This window comes from Duganella sp. Root198D2 (assembly GCF_001428585.1).
Lineage (GTDB): Bacteria > Pseudomonadota > Gammaproteobacteria > Burkholderiales > Burkholderiaceae_D > Rugamonas.
The window spans coordinates 159,323-178,471 of sequence record NZ_LMIC01000005.1; the positions used below are offsets into that span (position 1 = coordinate 159,323).

Genomic DNA, 19,149 nt, shown 5'->3' on the forward strand with positions numbered 1-19,149 from the left:
ATATTGCCGGGCCGCTTAGCAGCCGGACGTATCTTGCGAAATGACTGGGGGCGTGACGACAGGCGGAGTTGCCGCGCTGATCACAGCTGCCGTATATTTCACATAGCACTTGGCGCCCTTGGTCGATCCCGCAACACTGTTCGGCACAAACGCAGTTTCAGTGGCCGAGGTAGCTGGGCCATTACCTGCCCCCTGGCTTGGGGCGATGGTCGTGTAATCGGCACTGTTGATGCCAGCCATGCTTGCGATTTGCGTACCGGTGACGGTCGGGTAGCCAGCGGCATCAACCGTGACGTCCAGGCCTTCGAGCTTTACCGGGGACGATTGCGAGATCAGCCAGCGGCTATGGACCATCGCGTTTGCAGCGTTCAGCGAACCACGCACTGCCGATACGCTTGCAGCACGTGCTTCAGTGCCGACATCCAGGAAACGCGGCAGAGCGGTTGCGGCCAGAATGCCGAGAATCACGATCACAACGATCAGTTCGATCAAGGTAAAGCCGGCTTGCTGCGAGCGGTTCATCGAGTTTGGAATATTTTTCATCACTTCTCCCATGAGTTCAAAAATCATACGGACCAGCGTCATGGCTAGTCATTTAGTTGATTCAGAACAACGCCGGCATTTTCTGCGGGCGGTTCTGATGGCCTGACGGTTCGTTCGGGCAAGCGCCGCAATTCTAACTTGAAATAGAGCATTTGTTGTTGCTTCAATGAAGATTTCTCTGGGGCAAGTAATACATACACCAGCTCCTTCGACTCCCTATCAAAGAACCACGTCCCCGGTTCGGCCGGAGCGCTGCCCCGGTTCGCGAACTCGCCCACGTAATTGACGGGCTTCACCGCCAGCAGTTGCATCGGATTGCTGCCCGCAAGCGCATCCGTTGCTGCGTTGGATCTTAGGCGATGCATTTCCACTGCGGCGCGCAGTTGTGACAGCGTCACATCTATTGCCCGCTCCTCTGCGCTCCTAGTGTAGAACGGAATCTTGCCGAGGAAAACGGCCAGTAGCACCAAACCAACGATCAACCATACCAATGCTTCAAAACGCCGGAACCTGCTCTGCTTCGTCATTTTTTGAAAGCGACTTTGCCCAGGTCCCAGATCGGCAGGAACACGCCGAGCGCCAGGATCAGCACCATGATGCCCAGGAAGGTAATCAGGATCGGCTCGATCTGCGCCGACAAGGTCTTCAGTTCATAGTCGACCTCGCGTTCGTACATCGAGGCGATCTCTTCCATCAAGTCGTCGAGCGAGCCGGTTTCTTCGCCGACCGCGATCATCTGCAGCACCACGGGCGTAAAGACATTGGCCGCAACTGCCGTACGCAGGATGCTTTCGCCGCGCTCGACGCCGTCGCGCATCTGTTCGACGCGGGCAGCCAGGTAAGCGTTGTCCACGGTCTGCGACACGACCGTCAGGGCCTGCACGATCGGCACGCCGCTGCGTGCCGACAGCGAAAAGCTCCTGGCAAAGCGCGACATGGTTCCTTTGTGGATGATCTTGCCGGCGATCGGCAGGCGCAATTTCCATCGGTCCCAGTTATAGCGCCCCGCTTCGGTCGCGATCCATGAGCGCCAGCCGAAGCCCGCAACGACTAGCAGGCCGGCGAACAGGGGCCAGTAATTGACGGTGAAATTCGAAGTCGACAGCAGGATGCGCGTCATCAGCGGAAGCTCCGCATTCAAGCTGCGGAATACCCCGGCGAAGGCGGGGATCACCCACATATTGATCACGACCATTGCCACCGCCATCGCAATCACCACGAAAGTCGGGTAGCGCAGCGCCGAACGTACGCGCTCTTGCATATCGCGTTCGAATTCAAGGTGGTCGAACAGGTGCAGGAAGACCTCGTCCAGCCGGCCGGTCATTTCGCCGACCCGTATCATCGACAGGTAAAACGGCGTGAATGCTTCCGGATGGCGCCGCATCGATGCCGACAGCTCACGGCCGGCATCGAGCGACTCGCGCAGGTCGGCGATCACCCGGGCAAAGGCTTTGCTGATGGCCGACTCCTGCAAGCCAGCGAGGCCGCGCATGATGGGCACCCCCGATTTCAGCAAGGTATGCATCTGCCGGCTGAACAGCTGCACGTCCATCGAATTGACGCTCTTTTCCGTCAGCTTTTCCCACAGCTGGCTCCAGCCCGACTTGCCAGTGGCGCGGTTGGCGGTCTCGGTAATTTCTACCGGGGTCACCCCGGTTGCAAACAGTTGGTCGGCCACGGCTCCGCTGTCCGCGCCCTCCAGCACGCCGGCCAGCAATTCACCACGGCCATTCCGGCCTTTGTATGCGAAATAAGGCAACTCAATCCTCTAACTGGTTACTGATACGCATCGCCTCCGAGACAGTGGTACGTCCCTGCACCACCTGCTGCACCGCATGGCGCCGCAGGGTCTGCCCGGCCATCTGCTGGGACGCAGCCTTGAGGAAGGTTGCCGGGTCCGGATCATTGGCAGCGTCCACCACCGACTGGGTCATTTCCAGCAGCTCATAAATCCCGGTGCGTCCGCGATAGCCAAGGCCATTGCAATGGGAACAGCCCTTGCCATAGAAGTAGCGGCCCATGTCGACCTTGTCCTTGAGCTCGAGGCTGAGCCATTCGTGCTCGTTCGGCGTCAAGGTGTAAGGCGTGGTGCAGGACTCGCAGATCAGGCGCAGCAAGCGCTGCGCCAGCACGGCCTGCAGCGAGCTGCCCACCATATAGCGCGGCACCCCCATGTCCATCAGGCGCAGCGGTGTGCTGGCGGCATCGTTGGTGTGCAGGGTCGACAGCACCAGGTGGCCCGTCATTGCGGCGCGCAGGCCGATCTGGGCGGTTTCCTGGTCGCGCATTTCGCCGACCAGCACGATATCCGGGTCCTGGCGCAGCGCGGAGCGCAGCACGCGCGCAAAATCGAGCTCGATCTTCTCATTGACCTGCACCTGGTTGATGCCGGCCAGGCGGTATTCGACCGGGTCTTCGACGGTGATCAGTTTCTTTTCCATCGAATTGAGTTCGGCCAGCGCGCAGTACAGCGTGGTGGTCTTGCCGCTGCCGGTGGGCCCGGTCACCAGCACCAGGCCGTTCGGGCGCGCCACGATGGCGCGGAAGCGGTCCAGCAACGGCTTGGGCATGCCGATGGCATCCAGGCGCAAAGTCATGCCGCTCTGGTTCAGCAAACGCATGACGATGGATTCGCCGTACTGCGTCGGCATGGTGGAAATACGCACGTCGATGCGGGCAGCCTTCACCCGCACGGCGAAGCGGCCATCCTGCGGCAGGCGCTTCTCGGAGATGTCCAGGTCGGACATCAGTTTCAGGCGCAGCGCCAGTGCCTGCGCGATCTTGATATCCGCTTCCGTTTGCAGGTGCAGCACGCCGTCGATACGGAAGCGGATCTGCAGCCGGCCTTCCTGCGGCTCGATGTGGATGTCGGACGCGCGCACCTGGGCCGCATCGTCGAACAGCGATTGCAGCAGCTTGACCACCGGCGCTTCTTCCAGCCCCGGACTGGCGGCAGCGAGTGCGCCAAAGTCCACCGAGCCCTCGCCCATCTCCTGTTCCAGCTCGCGTGCCAGGCCGGAGATGTCTTCCGTGCGGCGGTAAATGCGGTCGATGGCGGCCAGCACCTCGGTCTCGTTGACCACGGCCAGCTCGATAGTCTGTTTCAGCAGGCGTGCAATTTCGTCATACGCAAACAGGTCGGTCGGGTCGGACAGGCCGACCAGCATGGTTCCCTTGCGGTCTTCCAGCACCAGGGCGCGGAAGCGGCGCGCCTGGGTTTCCGGCAGCAGCCGAACCAGGTCGGAACTGATCTGGTAGAACTTGAGGTTGATGTAGGGGATGTTGAGCTGGCGCGCGAGCGCGCCGGAAATCTGTTCTTCGGTGACAAAGCCGTGTTCAACGAACACCCGCCCCAGTTTTCGCCCGCTGCGCTTCTGCTCCGCGAGCGCCATGCCCAACTGTTCTTCCGACAGCAGCTTTTGCTGCACCAGGATTTCACCTAAACGAACCTTTTCCGGTCTCGTCATACCACTTCCCCGATTACATTATTTGCTGGCATTGTATGCGAAGGAATCGTGCAAGCATAGCAAATCCAGTTAGCAGAATAACCACACTCCAGCCACGATGCTGGAGCGCGACGAATTCTTGCGATACGTGATCCAATTGCAGGGCCCATTTCCAATCGACCCGATGCCTGCACGCCGCCATGTACCAGCAACATTTTGGCCTGCACGAGGCCCCCTTCGGCATTACGCCGAACCCCGCCTTTTTTTATAGCGGGAATACGCGCGGCGAAATCCTGTCCGCCTTGCTTTACGCTGTCACCCAAGGCGAAGGTATCGTCAAGGTGACCGGCGAAGTCGGCTGCGGCAAGACCATGCTGTGCCGCATGCTCGAGGCGCGCTTGCCGCGCGGCGTCGACGTGCTCTACCTCGTCAATCCAACTTTGGGCCCGCAGGAAGTATTGCATGCCATCGCCGCCGAGCTCGGACTCAACACCAACGGCCGCCGTGCCGATGAGGTGTTGCGCGCCCTGCACGCCGAACTGATCGCTCGCCATGCCGCCAAGCACCGCGTGGTGCTCCTGGTCGAAGAAGCGCAGGCGATGCCGCTTGAAACGCTGGAGCAGGTGCGCCTGCTGACCAACTTGGAAACCGCCAGCAGCAAGCTGTTGCAGATCGTGCTATTCGGCCAGCCGGAACTGGATGAGCATCTGGCCCTGCCGCGCATGCGGCAACTGCGCGAGCGCATCACGCACAGCTTCAATGTGCCGCCGATGCCGCGCGAGCAGATCCCCTACTTCCTGTCGCACCGCTTGCGCGCTGCAGGCTACCAGGGGCCGGAACTGTTCAGCCGAGGCGCGGTGCGGCTGATTGCGCGCGGCTCGCAAGGCATCGTTCGCCGCATCAATGTACTGGCGGACAAATCGCTGATGGCTGCCTTTGCCGAGGATTTGCCGTATGTAAATTCCTACCACGTGCGGCAGGCGATTGAAGACAGCCTTTATTCGTGCGCGGTGGTTCGCGGTAATCGCAGTATGATCGTTTTCGATAAACTCCTGGCAACTTGCTTCAGGCGGCGAACGACATGAAGAACCTTGCGGCTTCCCTGTTATGCGTCCTGCTTGCGGCTTGCGCAGCGCCGAAACTTCCCCTATCCCCTACCCATGTGGCCGAACCCGAGCCGGTGGCAGGCGCGATTCCGGAACCGGTGCAGCAAAGCGCCGCACTTGCGCCGCCCCGGCCGGCTGCGCGGCAGGAGACCTATAGCGTGTCGGTGCACCGCGTACCGGTGCAATCGGTGCTGTTTGCGCTGGCGCGCGATGCAGGGCTGAATGTCGACGTGCATCCTGCTATTGATGGCACGGTAACGCTGAATGCACTCGACCAGACCTTGCCGCAGCTATTGGCGCGCATCGGCAAGCAAGTCGATATGCGCTACGAACTGCAGGGAAAGAACCTGCTGGTGCTGCCGGACCAGCCGTACTGGAACCACTACAAGATCGACTACGTCAATATCGCGCGCAGCACCAATAGCAGCGTGAGTATCGCGACGCAGATTTCCACCACGGGCGGTTCTGCCTACGGTGGCGGCGGCACGCCATCCAACCCGGTACCCACTGCCGGCAGTTCGCTGGGCAGCGGCGGCAACAACAACTCCACGACATCGGTTGCCAATCGTTCCGATAACAATTTCTGGTACAGCCTCGAGAAGAATATTCGCGATATGCTGCGCCCGACCACGCTCAATGACCAGCTTACCGATCCGCTGGCGCAGATGCGCGAACAAGCCAATGCGATGATGCAGCAAATGCAGGCCGGAGGCGGTGCTGCACCGGAAGCCGGCTACCCTGGCGCGCAGGCCAGTGCGGCGCAGGCACGCGCACTAGTTGGCGGGCCTGCCGCGAATACCGCGTTCGGTAACGGCGGGGCCCCAGCGGGCCGTAACCCGCCGTCCGTGATCGCCAATCCGGAAGGCGGTTTGCTATCCGTGCGCGCCACCAGCCGGCAGCATGAAAAGGTACAGGAATTCCTCGACATCATCATGTCCACCGCCAAACGGCAAGTACTGATCGAGGCGACCATCATCGAGGTCAAGCTCAGCGACCAGTACCAGCAGGGCATCAACTGGGCGCGCATCAATAGCAATGGCAAGCTGGGACAGGGACAGGTCGGCACCACACCACTTCCCTCCGGCGTAGCGCCAAAAAGCTCGGCCGGGGTCTTCATCTTTGACTACGCCAACCCGACTACACGCTTCGGCAATATCACGGCCACCATCCAGCTGCTGGAATCGTTTGGCAAAGTAAAGGTGCTGAGCAGCCCCAAGATCAGCGTGCTGAACAACCAGACGGCTTTATTGAAAGTGGTCGACAACAGCATCTTCTTTACGCTGAAAGTCACGCCTGCGGTCCTCACGTCGACCGGCACCATTGCGACGCCGGCCACCTATGAGTCCAAGGTGGAGACGGTACCAGTGGGCTTCGTCATGAGCGTAACGCCGCAGATTTCGGCGGAAGATGAAGTCACGCTCAATGTGCGGCCGACCATTACGCGCATTGTCGATTATGTCGAGGACCCCAATCCCGAATTGAGCAAACAGAATGTGAAGAGCCGGGTACCGGTGATCCAGGCCCGTGAAATGGAGTCCATCCTCAAGATCCAGAGCGGACAGGTCGCCGTCATGGGCGGCTTGATGCAGGATTCCGTCGACAACAAGAAAGACAGCATTCCCTTGCTCGGTTCCGTGCCGGTGCTGGGCAACCTGTTCTCGTACCGTAATGAGACGGCCAGCAAAACCGAACTGGTGATCTTCCTGCGGCCGGTGGTCGTGAAGGATGCCAGCCTGGCTGGCGACTATCGCAGCTACCGCTACCTCATGCCCCCGCGGCCGGCGGGTGAATTATGAGCTTGCTGATGCAGGCCTTGCGCAAGGCCGAACGCGCGCGCGCGCAGAACGGACATGATGCGGAACACGAGCCCAGCCTGGAGCCGCCACCATTTGGTGCGGATGCCGTGCCTTCGCCTGCGCCGATCGAAGGCGGACCTGCCTTCGCTGTCATGCCTGACGCCTGGCGGCTCGAACCGCTTGATGCCGAGCCACCGGTCGTTGCGGCGCAGGAAGCGGCACATGACCCTGTGCCGCCGCAAGCGCGCCATGAGCCGAAGCAGCCGCCGCCTGCAGCGGCCGCCCCACGCGCCACAGTTTCGCCCCGCGCGGCGGCAGGCAGCCCGGGCAACGGGGCCGCCGCTGGCCCAGGGAAAGGCATGGAGGCTGGCGGGTCGCGCAGCGCGGGATTGCAGCGGGCGATGGCCTCGCCACCGCGCCGGCTTGCGATCCTGGCCGCCGCCCTGGCGGCCCTGCTCGCGGTATTTGCCTTTATTTACTGGCGTGCCGTGTCAGCGCCCGGCCCCGGAGCGCGGCTGCCGATGGTGCCCATGCCGGCGCCCGGATCGCCTCCGGTAGCGCAGGACGGCTCGCAGCAAGGTGCGCCCATACCGGTGACACCCTATGTTACCCCGCCCGGCGGCGATCCCGGCCTGCAGGCCGCTGCACCAGGCAGCGCCGCCGGTGCAGCCGAAGCCGGCGCGGGCGACTCGTTTGCCTCGGCGGGCGCCAACGGGACTTCGGGATTGGTCGGCGCAGGCGCTGCCACGCCAACGCCAACGCCTGCCGCAAAAGCGCCAGCCTCGCGCCCGAATGCCGAGGTTGCGATCCCCACGCCCGAACAGCTTGCCGCCATCACCGATCCCGCCATTCGCGCCGAAGCAATGCGCGACGCCGGGGAACGCGCGGCACGGCAGGTGCGCGCAGAGGGCGCGGCAGCGTCGCAACCGGCTGGAGGGCAAAGCAGGCTGCAGGCACAAAATGCCGGCAGCATTGCGGCCAGCGTCGTAAGATCGCCTGCGCCTAAAACAGCAATAGGCGACACCGGCACCGTCCAGTTTGTGCGCAGCACGGCGTCGAGCCAGGTCGAGCCAGCCGTACAGAATGGCTACGCCGCCCTGAAGTCCGGCGACCTCGCCACCGCGCACCAGCAATACGATCTCGCCCTGCTGCAAGACCCGACGAACCGCGACGCACTGCTCGGCGCCGCCGCCGTGGCGCTGCGCGAACACGATGGGCAACAGGCATCCAGCAATTACCTGCGCCTGCTCGAACTGGACCCCAACGACCCGGATGCCCTGGCCGGACTCACCGAACTGCGCCCCGGCGACCTGCAGGCAAACGAGATCAAACTGCGCGGCCTGGCGCGCCAGCACCCCGACTCCGGCCCCGTGCAATTCGCCCTTGGCAACCTGTTCGCGCGCCAGGGCCGCTGGCCGGAAGCCCAGCAAAGCTACTTCCGCGCCTTCAGCGCCATGCCCGAAAACGCGGACTACGCTTTCAACCTTGGCGTCGGCCTTGACCGCATGAACCAGCCGCGCCTGGCCCAAACCTATTACCGCCGCGCGCTGGAACTGGCGCAGGCCAGTCCTCCAACATTCAACATCGAAGCCGTCCGCAAGCGATTGCAAATCCTGGAAACGCCGCCCCGATAAAGCACAATGGCCGACACGCAGAAAATCCCGCTCGGCAAACTGCTGATCCAGAAAGGCGTCATCAGCCAAGACCAGCTGCGGATCGCACTGACCGAGCAAACACGCAACAACGAGCCCCTGGGCAAGTTGCTGATTGCGCTCGGCTTCGTGACCGAAGCGACGATGCGCGAGGCGCTCAGCGAAAAGCTGAATACCCGCTCGGCCGACCTGAAAAGCCTGGTGGTCGACGCCGTTGCACTCCAGCTGATTCCCAAGGAGGTGGCCAAGCGCTACCGGGTCTTCCCCATCGTGTACGAACGGGCGACCGATGAACTGGTGCTGGCCATGTCCGACACCACCAACATCGTCGCGCTCGACCAGATCAACGCCATGCTGGTCAAGGGCATCACGCTGGTGCCGCTGCTGGTCAACGATTCCGATATCGCCTACGCCATTGACCATTACTACGGTTTTGAGCTGTCGATCGACGGCATCCTGCACGAAATCGAAACCGGCGAGGTGACGCTGGATGCCGCCTCCGACGAATACAGCCAGCCCATGGTGCGCCTGATCGACGCCCTGCTGGCCGATGCGGTGCAGAACAGCGCTTCGGATATCCACTTCGAGCCCGAGCACAGCTTCCTGCGCATCCGCTACCGTATCGACGGCATCCTGCGCCAGATCCGCAGCCTGCACCGCTCGTACTGGCCCGCCATGGCCGTGCGGCTCAAGGTGATCAGCCATATGAACATCGCGGAAACCCGCGCGCCGCAGGATGGCCGCATTTCGATCCGGTTTTCCGGCCGCCAGATCGACTTTCGCGCCAGCAGCCAGCCCACCACCCATGGCGAAAACATCGTGCTGCGCGTGCTGGACCGCCAGAAAGGCATCGTCCCCCTGGAAAAGCTGGGCCTGGCCGAGCATGAACTCGACGTATTGAAGCTGATGATCGCGCGGCCCGACGGGCTGATCCTTGTCACCGGCCCCACTGGCAGCGGCAAGACCACCACGCTGTACTCGATCCTGAACCATATCAACACGGAATCCGTGAACATCATGACCATGGAAGACCCGGTCGAATATCCCATGCACCAGATCCGCCAGACCTCGGTCAACGAATCGGCCAAGCTGGGCTTTGCCGACGGCATCCGCTCCATGATGCGCCAGGACCCCGACGTGATCCTGGTCGGCGAAATCCGTGACAAGGAGACCGCCGACATGGCGCTGGCGGCAGCCATGACCGGGCACCAGGTCTATTCCACGCTGCACACCAATTCCGCGGTCGGCGCCATTCCGCGCCTGCTCGACCTTGGCGTAGTAGCCGATGTCCTGTCGGGCAATATCATCGGCATCATCGCCCAGCGCCTGGTGCGCAAGCTTTGCCCGCACTGCAGGCAGCCGGTCGAAGCCGACGAACTGGAACGACGCCTGCTCGGGCTCCCGGCCGACCAGGCGCCCGTCACGATCTTCCGCGCCGGCGCCTGCGACCGCTGCGCGCACCAGGGCTACAAAGGCCGCATGGCGATCATGGAGCTGTTGCGAATGAGCGCTGAATTTGACGAAATGGTGGCGCGCCGCGCACCGGCGCGGGAGCTGCGCAATGCCGCCCGTGCCGCCGGCCTGCACTCGCTGGTAGACGACGGCATGCGCCGCGTGATGGAAGGCCTGACCACGCTGGACGAGGTGTCGCGCGTGGTCGACCTCACTGACAGGCTGAGCTGATATGCCACAGTTCATTTACCGCGCCATGGACGCCAGCGGCAGCATCGTGCCGGGGAATATGGACGCGCATAATGTGCCCGACCTCGAACTGCGCCTGCAGCGCATGGCGCTGGACCTGATCGACTACCGCGAAACGCGCCAGCGCAAGCTGCGCATCGGCGGCCAGCGCGTGACGCGGCGCGACCTGATCAACTTCTGCTTCCACCTTGAGCAAATGAGCAGCGCCGGCGTGCCGATGCTGGAAGGATTGCGCGACCTGCGCGATGGCGCCGACAACCTGCGGCTGCGTGAAATCATTACCGACCTGGTGGAGAAGATCGAAGGCGGCCTGCAACTCTCCAGTGCGCTGGCATCGTATTCGGAGGTGTTCGACCAGAGTTTTACCAGCCTGGTACGCGCAGGCGAGCAAAGCGGCAAGGTCAATGAAGTCTTCCGGGACCTGGCGGAAAACCTCAAATGGCAGGATGAGCTGGCGGCGCAGGCGCGCAAGGCCATCACCTATCCGGCCTTTGTACTGGTGATCGTCAGCGGCGTGATGTTCTTCCTGATGATCTACCTGGTGCCGCAGCTGACTGCATTCATCAAGAACATGGGGCAGGAGCTGCCGCTGCATACGCGTATCCTGATCGCGCTGTCGGACATCTTTATCCATTACTGGTACCTACTGCTGGCGATGCCGGTGCTGGCGTGGCAGCTGCTGCGCTGGCAGTTGCGGCGCGACGAACGCACTGCTTTCGCCTTCGACCGCCTGATGCTGCGTGCGGTGCCGGTGCTGCACAAACTGATCATGGCCCGCTTCGCGACCTATTTCGCGCTGATGTATTCCGCCGGGATTCCCGTGCTCGAATGCATTCGCCTGTCGGAAGGCATTGCCGGCAACCGCGTGGTGGCGGCCGCCATGCGCCGCGCGCGCGAGCTGATTTCGGAAGGCCATACCGTTGCTGCAGCCTTCAAGCAGGTCGAGCTGTTCCCGCCGCTGGTGGTGCGCATGCTGCGCGTTGGCGAAGCCACCGGCGCACTCGATGCGACGCTGCGCAATGTCGCCTATTTCTACAACCGCGAAGTAAGGGAGCGGATCGAGCGCATGCAATCCATGATCGAGCCGGCGATGACCGTGATCCTCGGCATCGTGCTGGGCTGGATCATGCTGTCCGTGCTCGGGCCGATTTACGACACCATCAGTTCGATCAGGATCTGAGTCCATGACCCGCAAACTACTCCTGCACCTGACCGGCGAGCGGCTTTGCTGCTGGCTGTGGGAACGCGGCAGCCTCGGTACCGGTCCCTGCTTCGAGCACACGCCCGCCGGCCTGCGGCAATTTTCCGCATGGCTGGAGGAGCGCGAGGATACGCCTGCCCTGATGCTGGCCGACCTGGTGGAAGAAGACTTCCAGCGCCACTTGTTGCCCCACGTTGCCGGCCGCGCGGGGCACGCCATGCGCGACAGGCGCCTGGCGCAGGCGTGGCGCGACACGCCTTTCCGCTGCGCGCACGTACAAGGCCGCGAGGATGAGGGGCGGCGCGACGATGTCGTTCTCCTCTCCGCGCTGACCAACCCGGCCATGCTTGTCCCCTGGCTCGAGGCGCTGGAAAGCCAGCGTATTCCGCTGGCGGCGCTTTATACGCCCGCACTCCTGAGCGCAGACTTGCTGCCGGAAGGAGCACGGCAGGAGCCGCATCTCCTGCTGGTGACGGAGCATGCGGGCGGCATAAGGCAGACCTATTTCCAGTACGGTAAACTGCGCTTTTCCCGGCTCGCGCAAGCCGCGGCAAGTCCCGAGCAGGAAGCGGAGCGCACCCGCCAGTTCCTGGTCGGCGCGCACATGCTGAAACGCGACCTACCCTTGCAGGTGCTGGCTTTGCTGCCCCTGGCCCGTATCGCCACCCCGCCCGCGGCCAGCATTGCCCCGCTGCTTGACTGGCGCGTCATGCCGCTGGCGGAAGCGGCGGCCCGGCAACGGCTGGCTGCTTCCGACAATCCCGACCAGCTGATTCTCGGCATGGCGGCACGCACCGCCCCGCCCAGCCACTACCCGCTTGGTGTACGCCAGCGCTATTACAGCCTGTGGCGCGCGCGCAAATCCCTGTATGCGTCGAGCGCGGTCATGGCGGCATGCTGCCTGTTGTGGACGGGCGCCAATATGATCGGCTACTCGCTGGCGCGCAGCCATACGCAGGCGCTACAGCGGGAGACGCATGGATTCACCACCGCGTACCAGGGCAGCATGTCAAGCATGCCGCCGGCCGTCGACAAGACCGCCAATATGAAGGCCGCGGTGCAGATCGCGCAAATGGTGGCGCGCCAGGGACCTTGGCCGCAGGCGGTCATGGCCGTGCTGAGCGAGGCCCTTGAGCGTTCACCGCAAATCCGCTTGACGCAGCTCGATTGGCGGGCCAATGCTCCAGGCGTGGCGCCGGTGACGGCGAGCAGCGCCTTCCCGGGCGCGGCAACTTCGCCTGCCCTGGTGGCGCCCCAGTCGTCGATGCTGATCGGGATTCCCAAGGCGCCGCCGCAGCAGGTGCGGCTGCAGGCAGAAGTGCTGGTAGGCCAGGACGACTATCGCAGCGTCCTGCTCAGCATGAATCGCTTTGCGCAGGAGCTGGCGCGCACGCCTGGCATGGCGGTGGAGATCGAGCAGCTGCCGTTTGATGTCAGGCCAAACGTCAAACTCAGTGGCAAGGCCGGTTCGCCGACCGGCCTGGGAGAGCGCTCCAAATTCACTTTGAACCTCAGGTGGGCGCCATGATCCTCTTTCGCGAGTTTTCCCTGCTGCGAAATGCCGTGCTGGTGTTCCTTGCCACGCTGGCCGTTTCGCTGGCCCTGGTGTCTGCGAGTTCATGGCATCTGAGGCGCGCCCATTTCGAGGAGGCCGCAGCTGTGCTGGAACGCGATGGGGCGCGCTTGCGGCTGGCCCACGCCGAGACGGAAAAGGAAGAGATCCGCCAGTACCAGCCGCAGTTCGTGGAGCTGCGCCGCAGGGGACTGGTGGGGCCCGAGCGGCGGCTCGACTGGGTGGAGGCGATCCGGCAGATACAGGAGCAGCGGCGCTTGCTGCCTTTGACTTATGAAATCGAGGTCCAGCAGCCGTACCGGCTTGAGACCACGTTACCGACGGGCGACTACGCCTTGCTTGGCAGCCGGATGGCCCTGCATATGGACTTGCTGCACGAACTGGATTTACTGAACTTCCTTTCCGACCTGCGTTTGACCGGGACTTTCGCCGTGCAGGATTGCGTGATCCGGCGCGCTGCGGGCGCATCGCCGGCAACCGGCGTCCTGGCGCCGACCCTGAATGCCGATTGCACCTTGAACTGGCTGACCTTGACGCCTGCCACGACGCCCGGAAAGCCGCTGCGAGGCCCGCTATGAGGCGCGGTTTGCCGGCGCTGCTTCTGCTACTGGCCTGCCAGGCTGGCGCGCAGAGTTTCGTCAGCCTGGGGCGGCTGTTCACCACGCCGGACGAACGCGTGCGGCTTGATGCGCAGCGCAACCAGGCGGCGCCAGCCGGCAGCATAGCGGGGCCGGGCAGCGTCCAACCGCCGGCCGGCGGGACTGCTGCGCCGGGGATGAATTCATCGCCGGGCTGCCCCCCCGGGGCGGCGCCGGGATGCTTGCCGGCTGGCGAGCCCGGCATGGGCGGTGCGAACGGCGCCATGACAGGCGCGGACGGTACGGCCGAGCTGCCGGGAGCGGGCAATGCGGAGCCGGCAGGACTTCGGCTGGGCGGGGTGATCCGGCGCAGCAATGGCGCGGCGATGATCATCGTGAATGGCGAAGCGCAGCCCGCGCCCCCGGGGGCTGCCACGCGCGGCACGGTTACTTTGCAGGCTGACGGGCGCTCTGTCGTGCTGAAGCCGGGCCAGCGCTACGATCCGGCCACTGGGGAAGTGCATGAAGCCGCGCGCTAAGCAAGGCGGCGCTGCGCTACTGGCGCTCCTGCTGGTTGCCACGGTAGCCATGGCTGCGCTGCTGCTGTCGGCTTTCAGCGGCGGCAGCGTCGAACGCGCACGTGAACAGCGAACCCATGCCCTGCTGGCGCAAGCCAACGAGGCACTGATCGGCTTTGCCGCGACCCACGGCCGCCTGCCGCGGCCCGCGACGGACGAGGCCGGACGCGAACGATCGGCATCGTGTGCCAGCGAAGCCGACTGCAGCGGCCTGCTGCCGTGGATGGAGCTGGGCGTGCCGGCGCAAGACAACTGGGGCCGCCAATTGCGCTACAGCGTAACGCCGGCATTCACCGTCGCACCGCTGGCACGGACCGCACTGGTTGCCGGCAAGCGCGTCCTGTCGCGCGACGCGAGTGGCGCGCTGTTCTTCGTGGCCGGCCAAGAGACATGTTCGCTGGCCGCGCAATGTTCGCCGGCGCTCATCTTCTCGCGCGGCCGCAGCGATGCGCTGGACAGCCAGGACGAAGCCGGCAACCTGCAGGCGACCGCCGACTTCATGCAGCGGCCACGCAGCGCCGACAGCGACGCGCCGGGCGGCGCCTTCGACGACCTGCTCGTCACCGTCCCCCTGCACACGCTCTACGAAAGGATGGCGGCCGCCAGGACCCTGCCATGAAACAGCAAACTGCCTTCACCCTGGTTGAAATGGCGATCGTGCTGGTGATCGTCGGCCTGCTGCTGGGCGGCATGCTGGCGCCCCTGTCGGCGCAGATGGAACAGCGGCGCGCCGCCGATACCATCAAAGCGCTGGAAGAAGCACGCGACGCGCTGGCCGGATTCGCCGCCCGCAACGGCTACCTGCCCTGCCCCGCCATCTCCGCCTCCAACGGCCTGGAGGACCGCAGCGGCACCCGCTGCAGCAACGGGCGCCGCCTCGGGTTCCTGCCGTGGGCGACCCTGGGCCTGCCCAAGCTCGACGCCTGGCAGCACCTCTACCTGTACAGCGTCACCCCTTCGTTCAGCGACAGCGGCGTGCCGTTCCGCCTCAACACCGCGCGCGACATCAGCATCGCCAGCCGTGAAGCGACGGGCGCACTGGTACCGGCCAGCGCCCAGAACGATATTCCCGCCGTGGTGCTGTCGCAAGGCCGCAATGGCTTCGGCGCCTTCAGCGACGTAGGCGTGCAGGCTGCCGACATGGGCCAGGGCAATGTCGACGAAAAAGCCAACTTCCAGGGCGACGGCCGCATGTTCATCGCGCGCGACCGCGCCGACAACCCTGCTGCTCCAGGCGGCGCTTATGACGATATCGTGGTCTGGCTATCGCCCAACATCCTGTTCAACCGAATGCTCGCAGCCCAAAGGCTGCCGTGAACACAAACCAAGGAGAGCGCCATGAAACATCGCGGCTTCACCCTCGTTGAAATCGCCATTGTCCTGGTCATCATCGGCCTGCTGCTTGGCGGCGTGCTGAAAGGCCAGGCCCTGATCGACAGCGCCAAGGTCAAAAGCATCATCCAGCAGGCCACGGCATTGCAGGCGGCAGTCAACGCCTACCAGGACCGCTTCCGCGCCCTGCCCGGCGACGATATCCTGGCCACCACCCACATTCCCGGAGCAGCCGGCAATGGCAATGGCGACGGCCAGATCACCGAATACCAGCTGGCGCCGCAGCACCTGGCGCTGGCAGGCCTGATCACCGGCTCCTACAACGGCAGCACCGATTTCATGACCAGCGCCCAGGGCGGCGCGGTGTACATTTACAACGACGTGGTCGGCGGCCGGGGCGGTAATGGGATCCGCTTCGACAACCTGCCGGACACGTTTGCGGAGCAGATCGACGCCAAGCTGGATGACGGCAAACCGGATTCCGGCAACGTGCGCGCGACTGGGCCTTATACTAATAACGGAAGCATCATCACGCGCCTGGCAATCTTTTTCTGAGACTCTATGACAGCAAACCCTGAACGGCGCCGCGTCTTCCTGATGCGGCATGGCAGCGTCACCTACTTCGACGAGGCCGGCAAACCCCACCTCCCGGAAACCGTCCCCTTGAACGATGCTGGCCGCGCGCAAGCGGCGGCAGCCGGCCGTGCTTTCGCGGCCGACGGCATCCAGTTTGACCGCGTCATCGTCTCCGGCCTGCCGCGCACCGTCGAAACCGCAAAGCGCGTGCTGGCGGAAACCGGCCAGCAGATCCAGCTCGAAACCTGGCCCGAACTGGCCGAAATCCGCGGCGGCAAGCTGGCCGGCATCCCCGACGACAAGCTGCGCGAGGCCTTCACCGGCGTTTTCGAAGGCGTGGTGCCGGAGCAGCGCCGCTTCCTCGGCGGCGAATCGGTGGGCGAGCTGATGGACCGTATACATCCGGCGATCGCCAGCCTGGTCGCCGACGACAGCTGGGACACCGTGCTGCTGGTGCTGCACGGCGGCGTCAATCGCGCCATCCTGTCTTATGCCCTGACCGGCGGCCAGCGCCTGTTCCTCGGCAACCTGTCGCAGGCCGCCGGCTGCATCAACGCGCTGGACGTCGGCCATGCGCGCCACGACTGGATTGTGCGTTTTTCCAACTACGCGCCGCCCGCCCCGCTGCAAGGCGCAACCCGCAACACCACGATGGAGCAGCTGTTTAACGAATATTCCAAATCGCGCTTGCTTTCCCGCCCACAAAAATAGTACGATCGTTCGGAAGGAGGCATTATGTTCGAAGAATTCATGGGCACCAAGGAGGTGTCGGCGCGCCACCGTTTCGACACCGCCGCACTGGACACCTACCTGCGCCGGCACGTGGAAGGCTATCCGCAAGGCGAGTTGAAGGTCGAGCAGTTCAAGGGCGGCCAATCGAATCCCACCTTCAAGCTCTCAATCGGCGGCCAGCACTATGTGCTGCGCACCAAGCCGGCGCCGGCCGCCAAGCTGCTGCCATCGGCCCATGCAATCGAACGCGAATTCCGCGTAATGGACGCCCTGCACAGGGCGGGCTTCCCGGCCGCACGCCAGTATTGCCTGTGCATGGACGAAGAGGTGATCGGCCGCGCCTTCTACGTGATGCAGTTTGTCGAAGGCCGCGTGCTATGGGACCAGGCCCTGCCCGGCATGGCGCCCTCCGAGCGCGCCGCGATCTACGATGAACTGAATCGCGTCATCGCGCAGTTGCATAGCATCGACTACAGCGCCATCGGGCTTGGCGACTACGGCAAGCCTGGCAACTACTTCCAGCGCCAGATCGAACGCTGGAGCAAGCAGTACAAGGCATCCGAGACCGAAACCATCGAAGCGATGGACCAGCTGATCGCCTGGCTGCCGGCCAATATTCCGCCCGGCGAAGACACCGCCATCGTGCACGGCGACTTCCGCCTCGACAACATGATCTTCCACCCGACCGAGCCGCGCATCCTGGCGGTGCTGGACTGGGAACTGTCGACGCTGGGCCATCCATTCGCGGACTTCAGCTACCACTGCATGAGCTGGCACATCGAGCCGGGCCAGTTCCGCGGCATCGCAGGCCTGGACCTGGAAGCGCTCGGCATCCCATCGCAGCGCGAGTACATTGCGCGCTACGCCGAACGCACCGGCAAGGACATCCGCCTGGAAGACTTCAACTTCTACCTGGCATTCAATATGTTCCGCCTGGCCAGCATCATGCAGGGCATCATGAAGCGCTACGTGGACGGTACGGCTTCCAGCGCGCAGGCGCTGGAATCGGGCAAGCTGGCGCGCCCGATGTCGGCCATGGGTTGGGCCTACGCCCAGGGCAAGGCAATCGAATAAGGGAATCGCAATGGACTTCGACTACTCCCCGCGCACCAAGGAATTGCAGGCGCGCCTGCTGGCCTTCATGGACCAGCATATCTACCCGAACGAGAAGGCGTTCCACGAAGAAGTGGAGCGCAACGGCCGCGAAAAAGGCAGCCGCTGGATCCCGACCGAACTGATTGAGCGCCTCAAGCCGCTCGCGCGCGAACAGGGCTTGTGGAACCTGTTCCTGCCGCGCTCGAGCCGTGCGCCGGAAGGTTTGTCCAACCTCGATTACGCGCCGCTGTGCGAAATCATGGGCCGCGTGCCGTGGGCGGCGGAGGTGTTCAACTGTTCCGCGCCCGATACCGGCAATATGGAAACGCTGGAGCGCTACGGCACCGAGGAACATAAACAGCGCTGGCTGGAACCGCTGCTGCGCGGCGAGATCCGCTCCGCGTTCGCGATGACCGAACCTGCGGTGGCGTCGTCGGACGCTACGAATATCGAGACGCGCATCGAGCGCGACGGCGAGCACTATGTGATCAACGGGCGCAAATGGTGGATTTCGGGCGCCGGCGATCCGCGCTGCCAGGTCTATATCGCCATGGGCAAAACCGATGCCGATGCGCCACGCCACGCGCAGCAGTCGATGATCCTGGTGCCTGCCGATGCGCCCGGGCTGACCGTCCTGCGCCCCTTGCCGGTCTTCGGCTACGACGACGCGCCGCACGGGCACTGCGAAATGGTGTTCGAGAACGTGCGGGTGCCTGCTTCGCACCTTCTTCTGGGCGAAGGCCGCGGCTTTGAGATCGCCCAGGGGCGCCTGGGTCCCGGCCGCATCCACCATTGCATGCGCGCCATCGGCGTGGCCGAGCGTGCGCTGGAACTGATGGTGCAGCGCCTGTCATCGAGGGTTGCGTTTGGCAAGCGGCTTTCCGACCAGGGCGTGTGGCGCGAACGCATCGCGGAATCCCGCATCAAGATCGACACCGCACGCCTGCTGACGCTGAAGGCGGCCTATATGATGGACACGGTCGGCAACAAGGTCGCCCAGTCGGAAATCGCCATGATCAAGGTTTTAGCCCCGAATGTGGCGCAGCAGGTGCTGGATTGGGCCATCCAGGCCCATGGCGCGGCCGGCGTGTCGGACGATTTCCCGCTGGCCTACCAGTGGGCCGGCAACCGCACCCTGCGCCTGGCCGACGGCCCGGATGAAGTGCACCGCAACGCCATTGCCAAACTGGAAATTGCGCGCTTCTCGTCTACCAAAAGCTAAGCTATCATCATCCTGCAG

General features: G+C 63.9%; 18 protein-coding genes. 14 read left to right on the top strand and 4 right to left on the bottom strand.

All coding sequences use genetic code 11. The features are described 5' to 3' along the window. Nucleotides 1-15: 15 nt before the first annotated feature. The 4 genes from ASE26_RS31935 to ASE26_RS08035 are packed head-to-tail and all read right to left on the bottom strand — an operon-like array spanning nt 16 to nt 4,010. Nucleotides 16-585: a type II secretion system protein gene (locus ASE26_RS31935; protein ID WP_055926610.1), complete on the bottom strand. Its 570-nt coding sequence runs from the start codon at nt 583-585 to the stop codon at nt 16-18. A 2-nt stretch (nt 586-587) separates the two neighbouring features. Next, the gene (locus ASE26_RS08025) at nt 588-1,070 is read right to left on the bottom strand and encodes a hypothetical protein (RefSeq protein WP_055926612.1); all 483 of its coding nucleotides are present in this window, start codon (nt 1,068-1,070) and stop codon (nt 588-590) included. After that, complete coding sequence (locus tag ASE26_RS08030; protein ID WP_055926614.1) at nt 1,067-2,302, bottom strand: type II secretion system F family protein; 1,236 nt, start codon at nt 2,300-2,302, stop codon at nt 1,067-1,069. The genes ASE26_RS08025 and ASE26_RS08030 overlap by 4 nt, the downstream gene beginning before the upstream one ends. A gap of 1 nt (nt 2,303) precedes the next feature. Beyond that, a complete protein-coding gene (locus tag ASE26_RS08035; RefSeq protein ID WP_055926616.1) occupies nt 2,304-4,010 on the bottom strand; it encodes a GspE/PulE family protein in 1,707 nt (568 codons plus the stop codon). A 179-nt stretch (nt 4,011-4,189) separates the two neighbouring features. On the opposite strand from ASE26_RS08035, the gene ASE26_RS08040 reads away from it, so the two are divergent. The 14 genes from ASE26_RS08040 to ASE26_RS08105 are packed head-to-tail and all read left to right on the top strand — an operon-like array spanning nt 4,190 to nt 19,131. After that, the gene (locus ASE26_RS08040) at nt 4,190-5,074 is read left to right on the top strand and encodes an ExeA family protein (RefSeq protein ID WP_082507151.1); all 885 of its coding nucleotides are present in this window, start codon (nt 4,190-4,192) and stop codon (nt 5,072-5,074) included. After that, complete coding sequence (mshL, locus tag ASE26_RS08045; RefSeq protein WP_055926617.1) at nt 5,071-6,891, top strand: pilus (MSHA type) biogenesis protein MshL; 1,821 nt, start codon at nt 5,071-5,073, stop codon at nt 6,889-6,891. Before ASE26_RS08040 ends, mshL begins: the two co-directional genes overlap by 4 nt. Continuing rightward, nucleotides 6,888-8,525: a tetratricopeptide repeat protein gene (locus tag ASE26_RS08050; protein WP_055926619.1), complete on the top strand. Its 1,638-nt coding sequence runs from the start codon at nt 6,888-6,890 to the stop codon at nt 8,523-8,525. The genes mshL and ASE26_RS08050 overlap by 4 nt, the downstream gene beginning before the upstream one ends. A gap of 6 nt (nt 8,526-8,531) precedes the next feature. Further along, nucleotides 8,532-10,226 (top strand): GspE/PulE family protein, encoded by a 1,695-nt coding sequence (locus tag ASE26_RS08055; RefSeq protein WP_055926621.1) that lies wholly within the window; start codon nt 8,532-8,534, stop codon nt 10,224-10,226. A 1-nt stretch (nt 10,227) separates the two neighbouring features. Beyond that, nucleotides 10,228-11,424, top strand: a complete 1,197-nt coding sequence (locus ASE26_RS08060) for a type II secretion system F family protein (protein ID WP_057245947.1) — start codon at nt 10,228-10,230, stop codon at nt 11,422-11,424. Nucleotides 11,425-11,428: 4 nt separating this feature from the next. Next, on the top strand, nt 11,429-12,973 hold the full coding sequence (locus ASE26_RS08065) for a hypothetical protein (protein WP_057245949.1): 1,545 nt from the start codon (nt 11,429-11,431) through the stop codon (nt 12,971-12,973). Continuing rightward, nucleotides 12,970-13,596 carry a hypothetical protein gene (locus ASE26_RS08070; RefSeq protein ID WP_156409899.1) on the top strand — a complete coding sequence of 209 codons (627 nt, stop codon included), beginning with the start codon at nt 12,970-12,972 and terminating at the stop codon, nt 13,594-13,596. The genes ASE26_RS08065 and ASE26_RS08070 overlap by 4 nt, the downstream gene beginning before the upstream one ends. Then, a complete protein-coding gene (locus ASE26_RS08075; RefSeq protein WP_055926628.1) occupies nt 13,593-14,135 on the top strand; it encodes a hypothetical protein in 543 nt (180 codons plus the stop codon). The genes ASE26_RS08070 and ASE26_RS08075 overlap by 4 nt, the downstream gene beginning before the upstream one ends. Then, nucleotides 14,119-14,793 (top strand): hypothetical protein, encoded by a 675-nt coding sequence (locus ASE26_RS08080; RefSeq protein ID WP_055926630.1) that lies wholly within the window; start codon nt 14,119-14,121, stop codon nt 14,791-14,793. Before ASE26_RS08075 ends, ASE26_RS08080 begins: the two co-directional genes overlap by 17 nt. Next, on the top strand, nt 14,790-15,491 hold the full coding sequence (locus tag ASE26_RS08085; RefSeq protein WP_055926632.1) for a prepilin-type N-terminal cleavage/methylation domain-containing protein: 702 nt from the start codon (nt 14,790-14,792) through the stop codon (nt 15,489-15,491). The genes ASE26_RS08080 and ASE26_RS08085 overlap by 4 nt, the downstream gene beginning before the upstream one ends. A gap of 21 nt (nt 15,492-15,512) precedes the next feature. Then, nucleotides 15,513-16,061: a prepilin-type N-terminal cleavage/methylation domain-containing protein gene (locus ASE26_RS08090; protein WP_055926634.1), complete on the top strand. Its 549-nt coding sequence runs from the start codon at nt 15,513-15,515 to the stop codon at nt 16,059-16,061. 6 nt (nt 16,062-16,067) lie between these two features. Beyond that, nucleotides 16,068-16,793, top strand: a complete 726-nt coding sequence (locus ASE26_RS08095) for a histidine phosphatase family protein (protein WP_055926636.1) — start codon at nt 16,068-16,070, stop codon at nt 16,791-16,793. Nucleotides 16,794-16,817: 24 nt separating this feature from the next. Beyond that, on the top strand, nt 16,818-17,888 hold the full coding sequence (locus ASE26_RS08100; protein ID WP_055926637.1) for a phosphotransferase: 1,071 nt from the start codon (nt 16,818-16,820) through the stop codon (nt 17,886-17,888). Between the two features lie 10 nt (nt 17,889-17,898). After that, complete coding sequence (locus ASE26_RS08105) at nt 17,899-19,131, top strand: acyl-CoA dehydrogenase family protein (protein ID WP_057245953.1); 1,233 nt, start codon at nt 17,899-17,901, stop codon at nt 19,129-19,131. Nucleotides 19,132-19,149: the final 18 nt, after the last annotated feature.

What these genes read in the sequence shown, in the direction of transcription:
- ASE26_RS31935 (WP_055926610.1), bottom strand. Translation starts at nt 585, where the DNA reads ATGACGCTGGTCCGTATGATTTTTGAACTCATGGGAGAAGTGATGAAA.
- ASE26_RS08025 (WP_055926612.1), bottom strand. Translation starts at nt 1,070, where the DNA reads ATGACGAAGCAGAGCAGGTTCCGGCGTTTTGAAGCATTGGTATGGTTG.
- ASE26_RS08035 (WP_055926616.1), bottom strand. Translation starts at nt 4,010, where the DNA reads ATGACGAGACCGGAAAAGGTTCGTTTAGGTGAAATCCTGGTGCAGCAA.
- ASE26_RS08040 (WP_082507151.1), top strand. Translation starts at nt 4,190, where the DNA reads ATGTACCAGCAACATTTTGGCCTGCACGAGGCCCCCTTCGGCATTACG.
- mshL (WP_055926617.1), top strand. Translation starts at nt 5,071, where the DNA reads ATGAAGAACCTTGCGGCTTCCCTGTTATGCGTCCTGCTTGCGGCTTGC.
- ASE26_RS08050 (WP_055926619.1), top strand. Translation starts at nt 6,888, where the DNA reads ATGAGCTTGCTGATGCAGGCCTTGCGCAAGGCCGAACGCGCGCGCGCG.
- ASE26_RS08055 (WP_055926621.1), top strand. Translation starts at nt 8,532, where the DNA reads ATGGCCGACACGCAGAAAATCCCGCTCGGCAAACTGCTGATCCAGAAA.
- ASE26_RS08060 (WP_057245947.1), top strand. Translation starts at nt 10,228, where the DNA reads ATGCCACAGTTCATTTACCGCGCCATGGACGCCAGCGGCAGCATCGTG.
- ASE26_RS08065 (WP_057245949.1), top strand. Translation starts at nt 11,429, where the DNA reads ATGACCCGCAAACTACTCCTGCACCTGACCGGCGAGCGGCTTTGCTGC.
- ASE26_RS08070 (WP_156409899.1), top strand. Translation starts at nt 12,970, where the DNA reads ATGATCCTCTTTCGCGAGTTTTCCCTGCTGCGAAATGCCGTGCTGGTG.
- ASE26_RS08075 (WP_055926628.1), top strand. Translation starts at nt 13,593, where the DNA reads ATGAGGCGCGGTTTGCCGGCGCTGCTTCTGCTACTGGCCTGCCAGGCT.
- ASE26_RS08080 (WP_055926630.1), top strand. Translation starts at nt 14,119, where the DNA reads ATGAAGCCGCGCGCTAAGCAAGGCGGCGCTGCGCTACTGGCGCTCCTG.
- ASE26_RS08085 (WP_055926632.1), top strand. Translation starts at nt 14,790, where the DNA reads ATGAAACAGCAAACTGCCTTCACCCTGGTTGAAATGGCGATCGTGCTG.
- ASE26_RS08090 (WP_055926634.1), top strand. Translation starts at nt 15,513, where the DNA reads ATGAAACATCGCGGCTTCACCCTCGTTGAAATCGCCATTGTCCTGGTC.
- ASE26_RS08095 (WP_055926636.1), top strand. Translation starts at nt 16,068, where the DNA reads ATGACAGCAAACCCTGAACGGCGCCGCGTCTTCCTGATGCGGCATGGC.
- ASE26_RS08100 (WP_055926637.1), top strand. Translation starts at nt 16,818, where the DNA reads ATGTTCGAAGAATTCATGGGCACCAAGGAGGTGTCGGCGCGCCACCGT.
- ASE26_RS08105 (WP_057245953.1), top strand. Translation starts at nt 17,899, where the DNA reads ATGGACTTCGACTACTCCCCGCGCACCAAGGAATTGCAGGCGCGCCTG.